Consider the following 18,626-nt stretch of genomic DNA (forward strand, 5'->3'; position numbering starts at 1 on the left):
TGAAAAAAATAAGATTTTGATACCAGAATAACTCTTTGATATACAGACATGGAAAAATTACCCGATTCTCAATGAACCGGGTAAGGGAAGATATGCTATTTATTTTAGGTTAAATGAAAGAGCCGTGATTTTCAGCGGGATTGACAAGGTGGATAATTAAAGCAATATGGCGGGATGGTGAATGTTTCGCACCTACGGCGCTCTTGTTATTGTGGGGATGCTATGATACCACAGCTGCGGACTCCTCTGGAGCCCTTGCAGTGGCCTGGATTCGCCCCGCCGCTACGCGGCTCGCCTGGAAAGTCCCGTTTCGGGAGGGCTTTGAGGTCCTGAGTTCCTCCAACCCCCACGCGGCTCGCCTGGAAAGTCCCGTTTCGGGAGGGCTTTGAGGTCCTGAGTTCCTCCAACCCCACGCGGCTTGCCTGGAAAGTCCCGTTCCAATATGGCATGAAGGGCCTGAACTCCCCTGACTGCTACGCGGCCAGACTTACCCGGCCCTCTCAGCTGCGTTTTCCTATCATTGGTCTGTAATGGGCGGATTCATCATTGATCTATAATGGAGAGATGAACTGTCATTGATCTGTAATGGTGGTGGGAGTCCATCCCCGCCATCCCGAACACCGCGATTTTCCAGGCAAGCCGCGTAGCGGTCAGGAGAGTTCAGGCCACTGCAAGGGCTCCAGAGGAGTCCGCAGCTGTGGTATCCCTAAAGCCATCTCCACCACCAAGAGCGCCGTAGGTGCGAAACTCATCGTCCATCTCAAATCATCGCAGCAAAAACATGTAGATGCGGAACAAGCGGGATGACTGCGGGTGTGCGGGTGGCGATAAAGGACTATTAACCTATTTTATAGCAGGTTTTAACATTTTTGACGCGTTTTCTTTGTTATTTCCGTAAAAGGCCGTAATTTTGCCTTATCACCATAGAAAAACTATCTGTCCGGCAAATGCGGCCTTTCCGCAGTGCCGCCAACATGAAAAATCATTTATACTTTCCCCTATAATTAATATGGAAAACGAACAACTGCTTAAAGAAGTTACCGCCAAAGCCCAGGTATGGCTCGGTGACGGTTATGATGAAGAAACACGTCTGGAAGTAAAGCGCATGCTTGACGCAGATGACAAGACAGAACTTATCGAATCGTTCTACAAGGATCTGGAATTCGGCACCGGCGGTCTCCGCGGTATCATGGGAGCCGGTTCAAACAGAATGAATATCTACACCGTAGGCGCTGCCACCCAGGGCCTTGCAAACTATCTTAAAGAAGCTTTCAAGGATCTGCCCGAAATCAGCGTGGCCGTGGGCCATGACGTGCGCAACAATTCGCGCAAGTTTGCTGAAATCGTAGCCGATATCTTCTCGGCCAACGGCATCAAGGTTTATCTTTTCGACAGTTTCCGCCCCACCCCGGAACTTTCATTCGCCATCCGTCACTTCGGCTGCCAGAGCGGCGTGAACATCACCGCATCGCACAATCCGAAGATCTACAACGGCTACAAGGCTTACTGGGAAGACGGCGCACAGATCATCGCGCCGCATGATGTCAATATCATCGACCACGTGAACCGCATCAAGAGCGTCAAGGAAATCAAGTTCGAGGGCGACAAGTCCAAGATCCAGATCATCGGCGCCGATGTCGACAAGGTGTATCTCGACAAGATCAAGGGCCTTTCACTCAGCCCCGATGTGATCGAACGCCACAAAGACCTGAAGATCGTCTACACTCCGATCCACGGCACCGGCGTTGAACTGATTCCCGCATCGCTCCGCAACTACGGCTTCACAAACATCATCCACGTTGACGAGCAGGACGTGCCCAGCGGAGATTTCCCCACCGTGGAATCGCCCAACCCCGAAGTACCCTCGGCTATGGCAATGGCTATCGCCAAGGCCAAGGAGGTCAACGCCGACATCGTCATGGCATCCGATCCTGACGCTGACCGCATCGGCTGCGTCATCCGCGACAACAGCGGTGAATATGTGCTGCTCAACGGCAACCAGATCGTGATGATTCTTCTCAACTACATCATCACCCGCAACAAGGAACTCGGTCTGCTCAAGGGCAATGAGTTTGCCGTGAAGACCATCGTGACCACCGAGACCATCAAGGCAATCTGCGAGGCCATGAACGTGCGCCTGTTTGACTGCTACACCGGCTTCAAGTGGATCGCAGCCGTGATGCGCGACAATGAAGACGTGCTCCGCTATCTCGGCGGCGGCGAAGAAAGCTACGGCTTCCTGGCTGAGACATTCTGCCGCGACAAGGACGCCGTGTCAGCTATCTCGCTCATGGCCGAGGCCTGCGCATGGGCCAAGGACAAGGGCATGGACTTCCAGGCCATGCTTGCCGACATCTATCTGAAGTATGGCTTCAGCCACGAAGTAGGTGTCTCTGTGGTACGCCCCGGCAAGACCGGCGCCGAAGAGATCCAGGCCATGATGAAGAGCTTCCGCGAGAATCCGCCCAAGGCTCTCGCAGGTAGCCCCGTCAAGACTATCAAGGACTACGGCACACTCAACGTGACCGATGTGGAAAGCAACACTACCGAGAAACTCGATTTTCCCTGCACCTCAAACGTTCTCCAGTATTTCACTGAAGACGGATCGAAGGTCTCTGTTCGCCCCTCAGGCACAGAGCCCAAGATCAAGTTCTACATGGAAGTCAAGGTTCCGATGGAAAAGATCGAGGACTATGACAAGTGCGGCAAACTCGCCGAGGAGAAGATCGAGGCACTCAAGAAGGATCTCGGCATCGCCTGAAACTGACCAGAGCAATCCCCTGCCTGCCCGGCAGGTAATATAGAGGGCACCTGATGTGGAGAGATCTGACGCGGACCGAAAACCTTGCAAGGCTTATATCCGTTATCTCTACATCAGGTGCTCTCTGTTTTTTCTCCTCCTCTCCGACGCACCTTAAACACCATCCATCAACCTACAAACTCCTGATATAATCATCATATGGATCCTTCCTCAGGTTTCAGCACCGCTCTCCAGAACGCGGTCAACGCTGTCAGCGGTGTGCTCACCGACTATGTATTAGTTACAGTGCTGCTGATCGTGGCCGTGGTTTTCACAGTCAGGACCCGCGGCGTGCAGTTCAGAATGGCAGGCGAGATGCTGCATCTGCTTGTCAGATCAGGCAGGCGCGACAACGACCGCCGCCAAAACGACGCTCCTGCTCACGGCAACATCAGTTCATTCCAGGCATTCGCGCTGTCGATAGCCTCACGCGTCGGCACCGGCAATCTTGCCGGCGTGGCTTCGGCGATAGCTCTCGGCGGACCGGGAGCGGTGTTCTGGATGTGGGTCATCGCCATACTCGGCGCCGCAAGCGCGTTTGTCGAGTCGACACTCGCCCAGCTTTTCAAGGTCAAGGGCGACAAGTCGTTCCGGGGCGGTCCGGCCTATTACATACTCAAGGGTCTGCACAAACGCTGGTGGGCGGTGACTTTCGCCGTGCTGATCACGCTGACTTTCGGCTTTGCGTTCAATTCAGTGCAGTCAAACACCATTTCAGATGCACTCAATGCCTCGTTTGCAATTCCTCGCGAGGCGACGGCCGGGGTTCTCTGCCTGCTGACTCTCGCCATTATCTGCGGCGGTGTGCAGCGCATCTCACGGGTGAGCGAGATAGTGGTGCCTGTGATGGCTATCGCATATATAGTGCTGGCTCTGGTGATCATAGCCATGAACATAGGCCGCTTTCCGGAGATCATGATGCTGATTGTCAGCAATGCTTTCGGGGCCGATGAGATTCTTGGCGGCTCGGTGGGCGCGGCAATGGTGATGGGCATAAAGCGCGGCTTGTTCAGCAACGAGGCCGGCGAGGGGTCAACTCCGAACGCCGCTGCGACCGCCTCGGTGAGCCATCCGGTGAAACAGGGGCTGATTCAGACTCTCGGTGTCTATACAGACACTCTGCTGGTGTGCACAGCCACGGCTTTCATCATACTCTGCAGCGGAATCTATACCGGAGGCCATGACGGAATAGTGCTGACCCAGCAGGCCATAGACGCCGGACTTGGCGGAGACCATCGTTTCGGCTCGATCTTCGTCAGTGTGGCCATCTTCTTCTTTGCCTTCACAAGCATAATAGCCAACTATTACTACGGCGAGACCAACATCCGCTTTATACGCAACAGCGACCTTGCAGTCAGGATCTATCGCCTGCTGGTGGCAGCCATAGTCTATGCCGGGGCCGTGGTGTCACTTGACCTCGTCTGGGGTTTCGCCGATATCACTATGGCGCTCATGACTCTCTGTAACCTCGCGGCCATCATCATGCTCGGCAAATATGCCATACGCCTGCTCAAAGACTATCAGGATCAGAAGCGAGAGGGCAAAGATCCGGTCTACAGGTCTTCGACAATACCCGAAATCGCCTCCGAGACGGAATGCTGGGAGTGAGACCACGCCTATTCCATTGACTTGTGAAGTTGAAAAAATATCATAGCCCTTGGCTCCTAACGGCATGCAGGAGCCAAGGGCTATGATATTTTCGGTCCGGAGGCTTTCCGAGTGCCTCTCAGAGGTTGCTCTTATTCTTCGGTTCCGGCGAATTCCATGAGGTAGGCTTTGATGAAGGCATCGAGATCGCCGTCCATCACACCTCCCACGTCACTGGTCTGATAGTTGGTGCGGTGGTCTTTGACGCGACGGTCGTCGAAGACGTAGCTGCGGATCTGCGATCCCCATTCAATCTTCATCTTTCCGGCTTCAATCTTGGCCTGCTCCTGGAGGCGGTGCTGGAGCTCTTTGTCATAGAGTATAGAGCGGAGCTGACGCATGGCGTTTTCCTTGTTCTTGGGCTGGTCACGCGTCTCGGTATTCTCGATGAGGATTTCTTCCTGCTCGCCGGTGTAGGGGTCGGTGAACTGGTAGCGCAGGCGCACACCTGACTCCACCTTGTTGACGTTCTGACCGCCGGCACCTCCCGAACGGAATGTGTCCCATGAAAGCAGGGCGGGATCGACCTTGACTTCGATAGTGTCGTCGACAAGCGGGGTGACAAACACGGATGCGAATGAGGTCATGCGCTTGCCCTGGGCATTGTAAGGCGACACGCGCACCAGACGGTGGACGCCGTTCTCGCTCTTGAGATAGCCGTAGGCGAAGTCGCCCTCAACGTTGATGGTGCATGACTTGATGCCGGCCTCGTCGCCTTCGAGAAGGTTGGCGATCGAAGTCTTGTAGCCGTGGTCCTCACACCAGCGGAGATACATGCGCATGAGCATCGAGGCCCAGTCCTGGCTTTCGGTACCGCCGGCACCGGAGTTGATCTTGAGCACTACTCCAAGCTTGTCTTCCTCGCGGCGGAGCATGTTGCGCAGTTCGAGATTCTCGATCTTGGTGATGGCTTCGGCATAGAGAGCGTCGATCTCCGATTCCTCTACAAGACCTTCCTTGAGAAAGTCCCATGCGATCTGGAGTTCGTTGACAATCTTGTCAATCTCTTCATAACCTACGATCCACGCCTGAAGATCCTTGATTTTTTTCATCTGTGCCTGGGCTTCCTTGGGATGCTCCCAGAAGTCGGGCACGTGTGTGCGGAGTTCTTCCTCCTCTACCTGGATTTTCTTGCTGTCGATGTCAAAGATACCTCCTCAGCGCCAGCTTGCGCTCAAAAGTCTCTTTTAATTGTTCCTGAGTAATCATATTTTAATCAGTCGCTTGGTGAATATTTCGTTTATTTTTGGCGGAAAAAGCACTGCGGGGTGATTTTCCGGCTGCAAAGGTAAGCATTATTTTCCACCTGCGAAAACGCCACGTGTAACGCAGGCGGGGCCGGTCAGCCGAAGAGGTTGAGCCGGTGGCGGTTGAGTATGACATAGAGGATGACAGGGACACCTATGACCGGGGTGATGGCGTTGATCGGAATTATGCCGCGCGAACCTGGCATCACGCTCAGAAGCACGCATAGCAGTCCTAAGGCGGCTCCGGCAAGAGCCGTGGCGGGTATCAGTATCAGGTGACGGGAACTGCGGGTGAGCAGACGGGCCACGTGGGGGACCACCATGCCGACAAAGGCTATAGGTCCGCAAAAGGCTGTGACAACCGCTGTCAGTACTCCTGACAGAATGAGGAGTCTGTTGCGCGAACGGCGCACATCGACTCCGAGGTTGGCAGCATATGCATCGCCGAGGAGCATGGCATCAAGGGGCTTGACCATGAGCATGGAGAGCGCGATGAACACAAGCGCAAGCGGGGCAAACACCAGCAAACGCGGCTGCGAGACCCCCGAAAAAGATCCGAGTCCCCAGATAACGAACGAGTGGACTCCCTCCTGAGTGGCGAAGAAGTTCAGAAGCGAAACGGCCGAGGAGCTGAGATAGCCCACAAGGATTCCGACTATCAGAAGCATAACCGAGGAGTTGAGAATGCGTGAAAACAACAGCAGCAGCACCAACACGAGCATGGCTCCGGCTATGGCGGCAAGGACTATGCCAAGCGATTCACCAACGAAGCCGAGAGCTCCGCCGAAGGCAAGCATCACAATGGCCACCCCAAGGCTCGATCCGGTAGAGACTCCGAGTATCGAGGGCCCGGCAAGCGGATTGGCAAAAGTGGTCTGGAGCATCAGGCCGGCTATGGCGAGTGCCGAGCCGGAAAGCAGCGCCACTATGGCCGTGACAAGCCGTGAGCCGATTACTATCACTGCCCACGACTCTCTGGAAGGTTCTCCGCCGGTCAGCACCGTCAGCACTTCACTGGCAGGAATGCAGACTGAGCCGATGAATAGGCAGAGCACGAAGAGTGCGAGTGTCAGGAACAGCAGTCCCCAGAGCGAAATCCGCTCGCGGCGGGAGGAAAGCGCAGGCAGGCCGGTCATGGTGCTATATCATTTTTCTATACGTTGATAATACTGCGTCTTGTCCGTGCCGGCATAGTCAGGGCCAAGAAAAAGAAGGATGTATTCGCGCAGCAGTTTTTCAGGATGAAAGGGGAAGTCATCGAAGAGAGTCGACGTAGAGGTGTCGGCCACGTAGACATCGCCGTTTTCAAAAGCCTTGATCCTGGAGTTCAGGTCATAGGAACTTTTAAGTTCCGAGAGAGTGAGTTCCGGGCCGTAGTTGCGTATGAGCCATATGTCGGCGTCATGGGCTTTGTCAAAAACAGATGCGAAATCAAGCTGTATGGAACCTGCGTCAGGAGTGTCAGCCCAGGGATTCACACCTCCGGCATCGGTTATGATGCTCGACATGTAGCTGCGGCCTCCGGGCACAAACCACACGCCGTTGGTCAGCCGCTCGGTAATCACTTTGGGATGCGAGCTTGCGGAGGCGGCACGTGTGGCAAGGCGCGAATATTCCGCCGAGACTTCCTTATAGATGCTGTCGGCCTCATGGCGGCAACCGTAGAGTTCTCCGATAAGCTTTATCCACTCGGCACGCCCCAGGGGGGTTGATTCCATATAGTCGGCACACTCGATAATCGGTATGCCCAGACGTTCGATAAGTCCGTAGGATGAATTCTGATAAGGCGATGCGAGTATGGCATCAGGTCCGAGCACCGTGACTCTTTCAATGTCAGGCGACATCGAGGAGCCTACGTCCATCACCGCGCCGGATTTCAGCCCGGCTTTCACTTCAGCTACGGTGAAATAGCCTGCATCGGCCACACCCCTGACGGCATCAATGGCACCAAGGTCGCGGATGGCTCCGGCATGAACGCCTGAATAGACCAGCGAATTGCGCAAAGGAGTGCGCACCACCGTACCTTCGGGCAGTCCTTCGGGATTTCCGGCAGAGTCAGGCACAAGCACGTAGCGCTGAAGCAGGCGGGTGCTGTCCCACGGATTTTTAATGTCAGCCACTACATAACTTCCACAGTCGACCAGCGTCAGAAGATCAGCTCCAGCAGTAAGAGTGTCGCCTGACACTTCAGCCCCGGCAGAAGAGCCGGCACCGCTGCATGACGTCAGGATGGCGGCTGCGGCTGACAAAGCAAGAGAGAGAGACAAGAAACTCTTCACAATCAAGAAGGTGTTTAATAGGTTGTTTGACAAGATCAGTATCTGACCTCCCAGAGAAACAGAGCCTCTCCGGGCATCGAGGTCCCGGCCGCACAGCGGTCGCGGCGGTCAATCACTTCACGGAACTGCCCGATGGTCATTTTACCGCGGCCCACGTCGACGAGAGTTCCCACTACGGCGCGGACCATGTTGCGCAGAAAGCGGTCGGCAGTAATGACGAAAACCCATTCATGCTCGCCGAGCCTCTCCCATCTGGCATAGGTCACACGGCAGATGTTGGTCTTGACATCGGTATGAAGCTTTGAGAATGATGTGAAATCAGAGGTCTCAAGCAGTATTTCGGCCGCACGATTCATGGCATCGAAATCAAGCATGGCCGGGGCTTTCCAGCTCAGGGGGTAGAAAAACGGGGTCTTCTCAGTGACCGCATAATAGTGGTAAGTGCGGCTGACGGCATCGAAGCGCGCATGGCGGTCAGGCTCGACCTCATAGATTTTCTGCACGGCAATATCTTTGCCGACAACCGCATTGAGCCTCCTGACAAGCTCTCCGGCATCGCCCAGAGGGGTGTCAAGATCAAAATGGGCCACCATCATGCGCGCGTTGACTCCGGCATCTGTGCGTCCGGCGCCGGTGATTTTCATTTCGCGGCGCAGGATCATCGACAGAGCGTCTTCGAGAACCGACTGGACTGTCACCTCGCCCGGCTGACACTGCCAGCCGTGGAAAGGCGCACCGCGGTAAGAGAGCTGCATGAAATATCTCATAGGCTGAATCCGTATCGGCGCATCGGCGGGTTATCAGTCTTTTTCAATATAGGTATAGCCATAAAGGCCCGAACGGTAGTTGCTCAGGAACTCGCGTCCTTCTTCGGGAGTGATGCGTCCGGCTTTCATAGACGATGTCACCCAGGCTTCCACGTTGCGCACAAGTTTCTTCGGGTTGAACTGCACATAGTCGAGCACATCGGCCACGGTTTCGCCGTCGATGATACGGTCGATCTCATAACGGTCTTTATAGACCGAGATATGGACGGCGTTGGTGTCGCCGAAGAGATTGTGCATGTCACCGAGAATCTCCTGATAGGCACCTACGAGGAAAACTCCGAGATAGTAGGGTTCGCCTGGCTTCACGGGATGAACCGGGAGAGAACTTGCCGTGCCTCCCTGCGAGGATATGAAGTTAGAGATTTTGCCGTCGCTGTCGCAGGTGATGTCCTGGAGGGTGCATGTACGTGAGGGCTTTTCGTCAAGGCGCGACAGAGGAATGATCGGGAACACCTGGTCGATGGCCCATGAATCGGTCAGCGACTGGAAGAGCGAGAAATTGCAGAAATACTTATCAGGTACCATCTTGGCCACCTTGCGCAGCTCTTCGGGAGCGTGTTTCATATTGTCAGCGATCTCTCCTACCTCGCGGGCTATGCTCCAGAAAAGTTCCTCGATCTGGGCACGGGTGCGGAGATCGAGCATGCCGAGGCTGAACAGGTCAAGAGCCTCCTCGCGGATCTGCAGGGCGTCATGCCAGCTTTCGAGAAGACGCTGCTGGTTGAGCTTGTCCCAGATCTCATAGAGTTCTTTGGCAAGTTCGTGGTCTTCTTCCTGAATATCTTTAGAGTCTTTCCAGATGGGAAGCTGCGTTGTCTCAAGCACTTCAAACACCAGTACGGAATGATGGGCGGTCAGCGAGCGGCCGCTCTCGTTGATGATGTTGGGCTGCTTGAGGCCGTTTTTCTCACAGGCATCCACGATGGCCGACACTGCGTCATTGGCATACTCCTGGATAGAATAGTTCATCGAACTGCCCGATGCGGAGTTGCGGGTTCCGTCATAGTCCACGCCAAGGCCACCGCCTATGTCCATGAATTCTATGTCAAATCCCATGTTGGTGAGCTGCACGTAGAACTGGGTGGCCTCGCGGATGGCATTCTTGATGCGGCGGATCTTGGTGATCTGGCTGCCGATGTGGAAGTGGATCAGTTTAAGGCAGTGTTTCATCTTGTTTCGCTCCATGAAGTCAAGCGCTTCAAGAAGCTCCGAAGAGTTGAGACCGAATTTCGACTGGTCGCCGCCGCTTGTCTCCCACTTGCCTGAGCCTGAGGAGGCGAGTTTGATGCGGATGCCTACATTTGGGTCTATGCCGATTCGCTTGGCCACTTCCGAGATGATGCGCAGTTCATTGAGCTTTTCAACCACGAGATAGATGCGGCGTCCCATCTTCTGGGCAAGCAGAGCCAGCTCGATATATGTCTGATCCTTGTATCCGTTACAGATGATCAGCGCGTTTTCCTTGATGTTGGTGGCAAGCACAGCGTGGAGTTCCGGCTTGGACCCGGCCTCAAGACCGATGTTGAATTTTTCGCCGTGAGTGACGATCTCCTCGACTACAGGACGCATCTGATTGACCTTGATGGGATAGATTATATAGTTCTGTGCCTTATAGTCATACTGCTTTGAAGCTAAAGCGAAACAGTTGGAAATCTTCTCGATGCGGTTGTCAAGAATATCGGGGAAGCGCAACAGCACTGGCGAGGTAATGTCTCTGACCTGCAGTTCGTCCATGACCTCACGCAGATCAACCGAAGCATAACCCTCACGAGGAGTAACGGCCACGTTGCCTTTCTCGTTGATGGAGAAATACTGTCGACCCCAACCTTGAATGTTGTACAGCTCTGAGCTGTCTTCAATACGCCATCTTCTCATCGGCTCTGTTCTTTTTTTCTGAATTGTTTCTGAATTTTATAGGTTTAACTGTCTGTAAAGCGCGTTATCGCGCGTTATTATCCGGCAAAAGTACAACTAATTCGCCAAATCGGGATCTTTTTGCAACAATTATTTTCATTATTTTGGGATATTAACAATAAAGATTGTAACTTTGCTACATAAAAATCACATCAAAACTCCTATCACATAATTTTATTAAATTTTGCTATGGATAAGAAATCTGCTTTCTCACTCCTCTTCGGTTCGGCTATCGTGCTGACCGGTTGCAGCAAGAAGATGAATCAGTTTGCAGCTGATTACTTCAGCACCAATCCCAATCCGCTCGAAGTAGTGGGCCAGAATGTTCCCGCTACCGTTACCGGTAACATTCCTCCGAAATTCTTCGTGAAAAACGCCACTGTGACAGTGACCCCCTACCTCACATTCAACGGCACTGAAGTGGCCGGCACCGCCCAGGCATTCCAGGGTGAGAAAGTACGTGGCAACAACCGTGTCATCTCCTATGACAACGGCGGCACAGTGACAATCCCCGTAAACTATGCCTATCAGCCCGAAATGCAGCGTTCGGAACTGTATCTCGGCTTCACTGTCGATCAGAAAGGCAAGCAGTATGTGCTTCCCCGCGTGAAAGTGGCTGACGGCATCATCGCCACAGCAGCTCTCGCCGATGCCGGAACCGTAGATCCCGCTACCGCAGCTGACAAATTCCAGCGCATCATCAACGAAAAATATTCTGCCGACATCCACTTCCTCATCAACCAGGCCAACCTCCGCGAAAGCGAACTCAAGAGCGATGAAGTGCTCCGCCTCAACCGCGACATCAAGGCCGCTGCCGGCGATGAAAGCCGAAAGATCGAGGAAATCAACATCCAGTCATACGCTTCACCCGACGGTTCGCTCGACTTCAACACCAAACTCGCTCAGAACCGCGAGACAAACACCCAGGGCTATCTGACCAATCAGCTCAAGAAGGACAAAGTGACTGAATTCGGCGAACTTACCGCAAACTTCACTCCCGAAGACTGGGAAGGCTTCCAGAAGCTCGTGGCCGCAAGCAACATCCAGGACAAGGAGCTCATCATCAGCGTGCTCTCAATGTACAAGGACCCTGAACAGCGCGAACGTGAAATCCGCAACCTCTCAAGCGTGTTCGACCAGCTCGCCGACGAAATCCTCCCGCAGCTCCGCTACTCTCGCATCACTGCCAGCGTCAACGTGATCGGCAAGAGCGATGAAGAGATCAACAAGGCATTTGACACCGATCCCTCTACCCTCAGCGTAGACGAACTTCTCTACGGAGCAACCCTCACTGACGACCTCAACCGCAAGAAAGCCATCTACACTGCCGCCACCAACCTCTATCCCAACGACTACCGCGGCTACAACAACCTCGGCAAGGTGCTCTATCAGCAGGGTGACTATGACGCAGCTATGGCAAGCTTCAAAAAAGCAGCCCGCGTGAACTCTTCGGCCCCTGAAGCCCAGATGAACCAGGGCCTTGTGGCTCTTGTCAACAACGATCTCCGCGCTGCCAACCAGTCATTCGGCAAGGCCGGCGGTGTTCCCGAACTCGGCTCGGCTCTCGGTGTATATTACCTCCAGCAGGGTGATGTAAACGCCGCTGTAAAGGCATTCGGAAATGACAAGAGCAATAATGCCGCTCTCGCCCAGATCCTCTCCAAGGACTACAGCAAGGCCAAGTCAACCCTCGCAGCCATCCAGGCTCCCGACGCCACCACCTACTATCTCATGGCCATTCTCGGTGCCCGCACCAACAATGAACAGATGGTGACTTCAAACCTCCGTCAGGCCATCAAGCTTGACAACAAGCTCGCCAAGCAGGCTGCCAACGACCTCGAATTTTCCCGCTTCAATCTTTCAAGCGTTCTCTGATAAGACGCCGGATTAAAGCTTCACAATCCAACAGCCCCGCCACACCGCGTTTCATGCAGTGTGGCGGGGCTGACTTTTTCATGGATACCACCGGCTGACACCGCCACAGACTCAAACATCCTTGCCTCGCCGGGCGTTTTAATTCCAGAGGGCGGCATCTGCCCGGCCATCTTCATCCATTCCACAAACTGCGCTTACCATTATATAATATGAACGAGGGAACAACGGCACAAAAACACCGGCACCATTACCGGCTCGACATACTGCACTGGATCATAATAGCGCTTTCAGTTCTGCTGATAGTATTCATCTCGATCGACACCTTCAACGGCATCAACTTTCTTGATGACGGATTCTACATGCACTTCCAGTTCTGGGTCTGCATAGTGTTCATGGCAGATTTCTTCATCGAACTGGCCCTGGCTCCCGACAAACTCCGCTACACGCGCAACCGCCTGCTGTATCTGCTGCTGTCTATCCCCTATCTCAACATCATCAGTGTGCTCGGCATCAGGCTCACACCGGAGCAGCTGTTTTTCATCCGCTTCATACCCCTGGCCCGCGGCATCATGGCGATGGTGATAGTTGTGGGCGCGTTTTCGCGAAACAGACTGACATCGTTCCTTTCGTCCTACATAGTCATCCTCGCCGCCTTCATCTATCTCGGCAGCCTCATATTCTTCTACTTCGAGCAGGGAGTCAACGCCGATGTCAACAATTTCGGCACCGCTCTCTGGTGGGCCTGCATGAACGCCACCACCCTCGGCTGCGACATCTATCCCGTCACGGTGGCCGGAAAAGTGCTCGGCTGCATCCTTTCGGTCGGCGGCATAATCATGTTTCCGCTCTTCACAGTGTTTATCACCTCACTCATACGCCAGTACACACGGACACTGAAAACAGACTCCGGCGCGGCCACGCAAAAAAGTTAGGTAATTATTTTTGTACCCTATCCAAAAATCGTAACTTTGCAGACATCTCACGGACAAAAATGAAATCATGGAAAAGGACCCGGACAAGCGGTTTGAAATCGACGAGGTGATAGGTCGCCTTTGCAGCATGGAAGACATGCGCCACGTGTGCCCGACCCGTTCAGGCGAAGGGGAGCCACTGCTCTCCAACTCAGCCGTGCGCCGTATAGTCGAGCTTGCCTCACGCCTCATGTTTCCGGGATTTCTAACAGACTCTGACCGCGGGCCGTCCGTGATGCGCTCGGTCATGACAATCGAATGCCATGAACTGCGCGGTCTTCTGGCCAGCCAGATCTCCGCAGGACTCTGTTTCGACAAAAACCAATCAGCAATTCCTGATGCTGACATAAGCCGGCATGCCGGATCACTGGCCGATTCTTTTATAGACAGCCTGCCCGACCTGCGCCACATCCTCGACACTGACATTGACGCCACCTATCTCGGCGACCCTGCCGCAACCTCTACCCATGAGGTAATAATCTGCTATCCCGGCTTCAAGGCCACGGTAAGCTACCGCATAGCCCACCGCCTGCTGGAGCTTGGGGTCCCGGTGGTGCCTCGCATGATCACCGAGCAGGCCCATTCCGACACCGGAATCGACATCCACCCCGGAGCCCGCATAGGCAAAGGCTTCGTCATTGACCACGGCACCGGTGTGGTTATCGGAGCCACAGCAATTATCGGCGATAATGTCAAGATCTATCAGGGCGTGACCCTCGGAGCCAAGAGCTTTGTCACTGACGACTCCAACAATCCGGTCAAAGGAATTCCCCGCCACCCGATACTCGGCAACGGAGTGGTTGTCTACTCCAACTCCACGATACTCGGCCGCGTAAACATAGGTGACGGAGCCGTCATCGGCGGCAACCTCTGGGTCACACGCGACGTAGAGCCCGGAGAAAAACTCATCCAGGCCCGCGCCGACAACTTCCGGTCGGCACGCTGACCCAAGGACTGCGCCTGAGGCCTAAAAACAACTGAACAAACCAAGGAAACTATATAAATTGCCACATGGAACATCGTTTTGAAATGGTTGCCAAGACCTTCAAGGGTCTTGAAGAAATTCTTGCTGAAGAACTCCGGCAACTCGGAGCGGTCAATGTCGAGCCCGGCCGACGGATGGTATCATTCGAAGGTGATCTCGCCATGCTCTACCGCGCCAACATCTGCTGCCGCACCGCACTCTCTATCCTCAAGCCGATCTACAAGTTTATCGCCAAGGACACCGACTCGCTCTACGAGATGGTGAAAGAGTACAACTGGAGCGATGTAATGTCGATCGAAAAGACTTTCTCTATCGACACCACCTCACACTCCTCGGAGTTCACTCACTCGCGTTTTGTCACCTATCGTGTGAAAGACGCCATTGTCGACTATTTCAAAGACCGTTTCGGCCAGGACAAACGCCCCGGCGTGCGTCTGAACGATGCCGACGTGATGATCAACGTCCACATTGACGGTGACCGCGTCACCCTCTCGCTCAACTCATCGGGCGAGTCGCTCCACAAACGCGGATGGCGCGTGGCACAGACCGAAGCCCCGATCAACGAGGTTCTCGCCGCCGGCATCATCCTCAAAAGCGGATGGCGCGGCGACAGTCCGCTGGTCGATCCCATGTGCGGCTCAGGCACCTTCCTAATCGAAGCCGCTATGATAGCCGCCGGAATCAAGCCCGGCAGCTTCCGCAAGGATTTCGCCTTTGAACACTGGCGCGACTATGACGCCGAACTGTTTGAAAAGGTGATGGCCGAAGATTCAGGCCTCCGCGAAGTGCCGTTCAAGATCTACGGATCAGACATCTCGCCGAAAGCCGTGGCTATCGCCGAACGCAACATTCTTTCAGCCGGTGTCGACGAATATATCAACCTCCGCATAAAGCCTCTCCAGCTCTGGGAAGAGGCTCCGGCAGGGGGAGCGCCCGGTGTGCTCATCACCAATCCTCCTTACGGCGAGCGAATCAATGTCCAGGACATGGAGCAGCTCTACAAGACGCTCGGCACCAAGTTCAAGCGTGTCTTCCTCGGCTATCACGCCTGGGTCATCTCCTCAAACATCGACTATCTCACAGCCATCGGACTGACTCCTTCGGTCAAAGAAGCCATGCAGAACGGAGGCCTCGACTGCGAACTGCGCGAATACGTGATCTTCGAAGGCACCAAAAGTGACTTCCGTCGTGAAGGCGGTGTGCTAAAGGAAGAAACCCCTGACCGCAAGGAACGCCGCCAGCCCGCACGCAAGAGCGACAGCGAATGGCGCCGCGACGCCCGCGAAAAGGGCATGGGCGGCAAAGATGCCGGAGCCGCACGCCGCAAACCCAACAAGCTTGAAGACAGATACCGCCCGCAGAAAGGCGGCTATGCCCGCAGCGAGGAACGCAGACGCAAGTTCAAGGAAGAGACGGCCGCACAGAGTGAAGCCGAACAGCTCCTCTCGCGCCACCGCAATCCCCACGCGCTCAAATCGCTCGGCGAATCGCCCAAGCGTCCGTCAATACCCGCGCCTGACGGCCCGTTCATGAGAACCCGCCGCCGCTGGAAGCGTCCGGATGCCGACAATTCGTCTTCCGAAGGAGAGGCATAAGCAACACTTACAGCCCCCTCCATACTTTTTCAAAATAAAATTCTCAAATCACGCTAATCCATATAACCAAAAGCCATGTCACTCCAACAGAATCTCAACACTCTGCGCCATCCCGTCAGCAACGCGCCTGAAAAAAGTCCTTTCAACGCCGGCGAAACCCTCGCCTGCCAAGGTGAGAAGCTCAGAGTGTTGCTCCTCGGATCGGGCGGACGCGAATGCGCCCTCGCATGGAAAATATCACTCTCTCCCCGCCTTGAGAAACTTTTCATAGCTCCCGGCAACGGCGGAACAGATGCCTACGGTGAAAACGTGGCCCTCTCGCCGCTTGATTTCGCCGCTATAGCCGCTTTCTGCAAGGAGAATTCGATCGACATGATCATAGTCGGCAACGAAGACCCGCTTGTGGCCGGAATCTATGACTACTTCCTGAGCGTGGAAGGTGCTCCGCTGATCGTAGGGCCCTCTCAGGCAGGTGCAGCACTCGAAGGCAGCAAGGATTTTGCAAAGCAGTTCATGGTGCGCCACTCTATACCCACCGCAGCCTACCGCAGTTTCACTGCCGAGACCGTTGAAGAGGGTTGCGCGTTTCTTGAATCACTCAAAGCCCCCTATGTGCTCAAAGCCGACGGCCTTGCAGCCGGAAAAGGTGTACTCATAATCGACTCTCTCGAAGAAGCCAAAGCCTCGCTGCGCGATATGCTGGGCGGAATGTTCGGCAAGTCATCGGCCACAGTGGTTATCGAAGAGTTCCTCAAGGGAATCGAATGTTCGGTTTTCGTACTCACTGACGGCAACGGCGGCTACCGCATCCTCCCCGTGGCAAAAGACTACAAGCGCATCGGCGAAGGCGACACCGGCCCCAACACCGGAGGCATGGGAGCAGTCAGCCCCGTTGTGTTTGCCGACAGTGAATTCATGCGCAAGGTAGAGGAACGCATCATTCTCCCGACTGTCAACGGCCTGATAGCCGAAGGCATAACCTACCGCGGCTTCATCTTCCTCGGTCTGATTGAAGTTGACGGCGAGCCGATGGTGATAGAATACAACGTCCGCATGGGCGACCCTGAGACCGAAGTCGTGATGCTCCGCATCGCATCTGACCTGCTTCCTCTGCTCGAAGCAGCGGCCAAAGGCAACCTCGGCGCTCTTCCCCTCGCTGAAGATCCACGCTATGCCACAACAGTCATGATAGTGTCAGGCGGCTATCCTGGAAGCTACACCAAGGGTGAGACCATAACCGGAGCCGACACTCCGATGAGCAACGCCATTCTCTTCCACGCAGGCACACGCCGCGAGGCCGACGGCGAGCTCGTCACTTCAGGCGGACGTGTGATTGCATGTAGCGCCTATGGCGATTCGATCGACTCGGCTCTCGCCAACAGCTATGCAGCCGCCGATGCTGTTGAATTCAACGGTAAATACATGCGCCGCGACATCGGCCAGGACCTTAAAAAATTGAGTGAAAACCGCGGATGACCCGTAAAGAACTCACATTTACCCGAATAATCCGTTCGCGAGGCATGGGCGTGCTCATAGGCCTCGCGGCGGTTTTTATGACCCTGCAGGCTCAGTTCGCAGGCAAGATCGCGCACATAGGCGATTTCCGCACCGTGGCCTTCCCAACACCATCGGCATGGTTGCCCGAAGGCAGCATCTCGATGTGGGCCAACATCATCGTGGTCCTGGCCACAGGGGCGGTAATGATCATCATCAACCGCCACTTCAATCTGCTGCGCACCACCTCGGCCTTCTTCGCGGCCTATTTCGTGTTTGTCACAGCCTGCACCCCGGCTGTGATGGGCCAGTTAGGAGCGTCATCGCTGCTTGCGCTGATCATGATGGGAGCCGTATGGCTGATTTTCAGCATCTACAATCAGCGCATCAGCTCGCGCCGGGTCTTTCTTGCCTTCTTTCTGATCGGACTGGGGCAGCTGACTGAATATACATTCGCGCTCTACATTCCGGTATTCATCGCCGCACTCGGACAGATGCGAGTGTTCACGTTCAAAAAAATCCTTGCCGCGATTCTGGGCAACATCACTCCTGCGTGGATCACCTGGGGACTCGGCCTGATACCTGAGCCGGAAATCCCACAGTTCTGCTTCACACCTCCATCAATGCTGCTGGCCGATGGTGCCGACTGGCCCATGCTTTCGGCCGCGGCTCTGACGCTGCTGGCCGGATTTGTGTTCGGCAACCTGAATCTCATAAAGATCATAGGATTCAACGCACAGGCCCGCGCCTATAACGGAGTGCTGACCCTTCTCTCGATCGCGACCGGCATTTTCGCCATTGTCAACTTCACCAATCTTCCGCTCTACATCACCCTCCTGAATGCCTGTGTGGCCTTCCAGGTGGGACATTTCTTCCGCTTCACCGTCATGCGCCGTGGCTACATTGCCGTAGTGGTCCTGATGGCCGCCTATTTCGGTATATACATGTGGGGAATGTTGAGCTGAGACTGAAGCCACCGCTGCCACACAAAC

At 54.7% G+C, this 18,626-nt stretch carries 14 protein-coding genes; 9 read left to right on the forward strand and 5 right to left on the reverse strand.

Translation table 11 applies throughout. The features are described 5' to 3' along the window. The first annotated feature begins 585 nt into the window (after positions 1 to 585). The 3 genes from C5O23_RS14150 to C5O23_RS06285 all read left to right on the forward strand — a co-directional run bounded on the left by C5O23_RS14150 (position 586) and on the right by C5O23_RS06285 (position 4,408). Entirely contained in the window at positions 586 to 807 is a 222-nt protein-coding gene (locus C5O23_RS14150) for a hypothetical protein (protein WP_133166516.1), read from the forward strand. A 202-nt stretch (positions 808 to 1,009) separates the two neighbouring features. Continuing rightward, entirely contained in the window at positions 1,010 to 2,761 is a 1,752-nt protein-coding gene (locus C5O23_RS06280; RefSeq protein ID WP_107032102.1) for a phospho-sugar mutase, read from the forward strand. A 198-nt stretch (positions 2,762 to 2,959) separates the two neighbouring features. Further along, positions 2,960 to 4,408 carry an alanine/glycine:cation symporter family protein gene (locus tag C5O23_RS06285; RefSeq protein ID WP_107032103.1) on the forward strand — a complete coding sequence of 483 codons (1,449 nt, stop codon included), beginning with the start codon at positions 2,960 to 2,962 and terminating at the stop codon, positions 4,406 to 4,408. A gap of 131 nt (positions 4,409 to 4,539) precedes the next feature. On the opposite strand, the gene prfB is transcribed toward C5O23_RS06285, so the two are convergent. The 5 genes from prfB to speA all read right to left on the reverse strand — a co-directional run bounded on the left by prfB (position 4,540) and on the right by speA (position 10,675). Next, a protein-coding gene (gene prfB, locus C5O23_RS06290; protein WP_107032104.1) for a peptide chain release factor 2 occupies positions 4,540 to 5,656 on the reverse strand; the annotation gives its coding sequence in 2 pieces (ribosomal slippage) (positions 4,540 to 5,592 and positions 5,594 to 5,656; 1,116 coding nt in all). 133 nt (positions 5,657 to 5,789) lie between these two features. Further along, the gene (locus tag C5O23_RS06295) at positions 5,790 to 6,830 is read right to left on the reverse strand and encodes an iron ABC transporter permease (protein WP_107032105.1); all 1,041 of its coding nucleotides are present in this window, start codon (positions 6,828 to 6,830) and stop codon (positions 5,790 to 5,792) included. Between the two features lie 9 nt (positions 6,831 to 6,839). After that, the gene (locus tag C5O23_RS06300) at positions 6,840 to 7,973 is read right to left on the reverse strand and encodes an ABC transporter substrate-binding protein (RefSeq protein WP_161553562.1); all 1,134 of its coding nucleotides are present in this window, start codon (positions 7,971 to 7,973) and stop codon (positions 6,840 to 6,842) included. A 35-nt stretch (positions 7,974 to 8,008) separates the two neighbouring features. Next, a complete protein-coding gene (truA, locus tag C5O23_RS06305; protein ID WP_107032107.1) occupies positions 8,009 to 8,740 on the reverse strand; it encodes a tRNA pseudouridine(38-40) synthase TruA in 732 nt (243 codons plus the stop codon). A gap of 33 nt (positions 8,741 to 8,773) precedes the next feature. Then, positions 8,774 to 10,675: a biosynthetic arginine decarboxylase gene (gene speA / locus C5O23_RS06310; protein ID WP_107032108.1), complete on the reverse strand. Its 1,902-nt coding sequence runs from the start codon at positions 10,673 to 10,675 to the stop codon at positions 8,774 to 8,776. A 228-nt stretch (positions 10,676 to 10,903) separates the two neighbouring features. Here speA and C5O23_RS06315 point away from each other — a divergent pair, with 228 nt between their 5' ends. The 6 genes from C5O23_RS06315 (at position 10,904) to C5O23_RS06340 (ending at position 18,599) form a co-directional block, all read left to right on the forward strand. Further along, positions 10,904 to 12,589 (forward strand): tetratricopeptide repeat protein, encoded by a 1,686-nt coding sequence (locus C5O23_RS06315; protein WP_107032109.1) that lies wholly within the window; start codon positions 10,904 to 10,906, stop codon positions 12,587 to 12,589. Between the two features lie 209 nt (positions 12,590 to 12,798). After that, positions 12,799 to 13,521 carry a potassium channel family protein gene (locus C5O23_RS06320; RefSeq protein ID WP_107032110.1) on the forward strand — a complete coding sequence of 241 codons (723 nt, stop codon included), beginning with the start codon at positions 12,799 to 12,801 and terminating at the stop codon, positions 13,519 to 13,521. 67 nt (positions 13,522 to 13,588) lie between these two features. Then, complete coding sequence (locus C5O23_RS06325) at positions 13,589 to 14,506, forward strand: serine acetyltransferase (protein WP_107032111.1); 918 nt, start codon at positions 13,589 to 13,591, stop codon at positions 14,504 to 14,506. A gap of 65 nt (positions 14,507 to 14,571) precedes the next feature. Next, positions 14,572 to 16,140: a THUMP domain-containing class I SAM-dependent RNA methyltransferase gene (locus C5O23_RS06330; protein ID WP_107032112.1), complete on the forward strand. Its 1,569-nt coding sequence runs from the start codon at positions 14,572 to 14,574 to the stop codon at positions 16,138 to 16,140. 75 nt (positions 16,141 to 16,215) lie between these two features. Continuing rightward, positions 16,216 to 17,616 carry a phosphoribosylamine--glycine ligase gene (purD, locus tag C5O23_RS06335; protein ID WP_107032113.1) on the forward strand — a complete coding sequence of 467 codons (1,401 nt, stop codon included), beginning with the start codon at positions 16,216 to 16,218 and terminating at the stop codon, positions 17,614 to 17,616. Next, positions 17,613 to 18,599: a hypothetical protein gene (locus tag C5O23_RS06340; protein ID WP_107032114.1), complete on the forward strand. Its 987-nt coding sequence runs from the start codon at positions 17,613 to 17,615 to the stop codon at positions 18,597 to 18,599. Before purD ends, C5O23_RS06340 begins: the two co-directional genes overlap by 4 nt. The last annotated feature ends 27 nt before the right edge of the window (positions 18,600 to 18,626 follow it).

The sequence above is a fragment of the Duncaniella muris genome (genome assembly GCF_003024805.1).
Classification (GTDB): domain Bacteria; phylum Bacteroidota; class Bacteroidia; order Bacteroidales; family Muribaculaceae; genus Duncaniella; species Duncaniella muris.

What these genes read in the sequence shown, in the direction of transcription:
- C5O23_RS06340 (WP_107032114.1), top strand. Translation starts at nt 17,613, where the DNA reads ATGACCCGTAAAGAACTCACATTTACCCGAATAATCCGTTCGCGAGGC.
- C5O23_RS06325 (WP_107032111.1), top strand. Translation starts at nt 13,589, where the DNA reads ATGGAAAAGGACCCGGACAAGCGGTTTGAAATCGACGAGGTGATAGGT.
- C5O23_RS06320 (WP_107032110.1), top strand. Translation starts at nt 12,799, where the DNA reads ATGAACGAGGGAACAACGGCACAAAAACACCGGCACCATTACCGGCTC.
- C5O23_RS06330 (WP_107032112.1), top strand. Translation starts at nt 14,572, where the DNA reads ATGGAACATCGTTTTGAAATGGTTGCCAAGACCTTCAAGGGTCTTGAA.
- C5O23_RS06285 (WP_107032103.1), top strand. Translation starts at nt 2,960, where the DNA reads ATGGATCCTTCCTCAGGTTTCAGCACCGCTCTCCAGAACGCGGTCAAC.
- speA (WP_107032108.1), bottom strand. Translation starts at nt 10,675, where the DNA reads ATGAGAAGATGGCGTATTGAAGACAGCTCAGAGCTGTACAACATTCAA.
- C5O23_RS06315 (WP_107032109.1), top strand. Translation starts at nt 10,904, where the DNA reads ATGGATAAGAAATCTGCTTTCTCACTCCTCTTCGGTTCGGCTATCGTG.
- purD (WP_107032113.1), top strand. Translation starts at nt 16,216, where the DNA reads ATGTCACTCCAACAGAATCTCAACACTCTGCGCCATCCCGTCAGCAAC.
- C5O23_RS14150 (WP_133166516.1), top strand. Translation starts at nt 586, where the DNA reads ATGGTGGTGGGAGTCCATCCCCGCCATCCCGAACACCGCGATTTTCCA.
- truA (WP_107032107.1), bottom strand. Translation starts at nt 8,740, where the DNA reads ATGAGATATTTCATGCAGCTCTCTTACCGCGGTGCGCCTTTCCACGGC.
- C5O23_RS06295 (WP_107032105.1), bottom strand. Translation starts at nt 6,830, where the DNA reads ATGACCGGCCTGCCTGCGCTTTCCTCCCGCCGCGAGCGGATTTCGCTC.
- C5O23_RS06280 (WP_107032102.1), top strand. Translation starts at nt 1,010, where the DNA reads ATGGAAAACGAACAACTGCTTAAAGAAGTTACCGCCAAAGCCCAGGTA.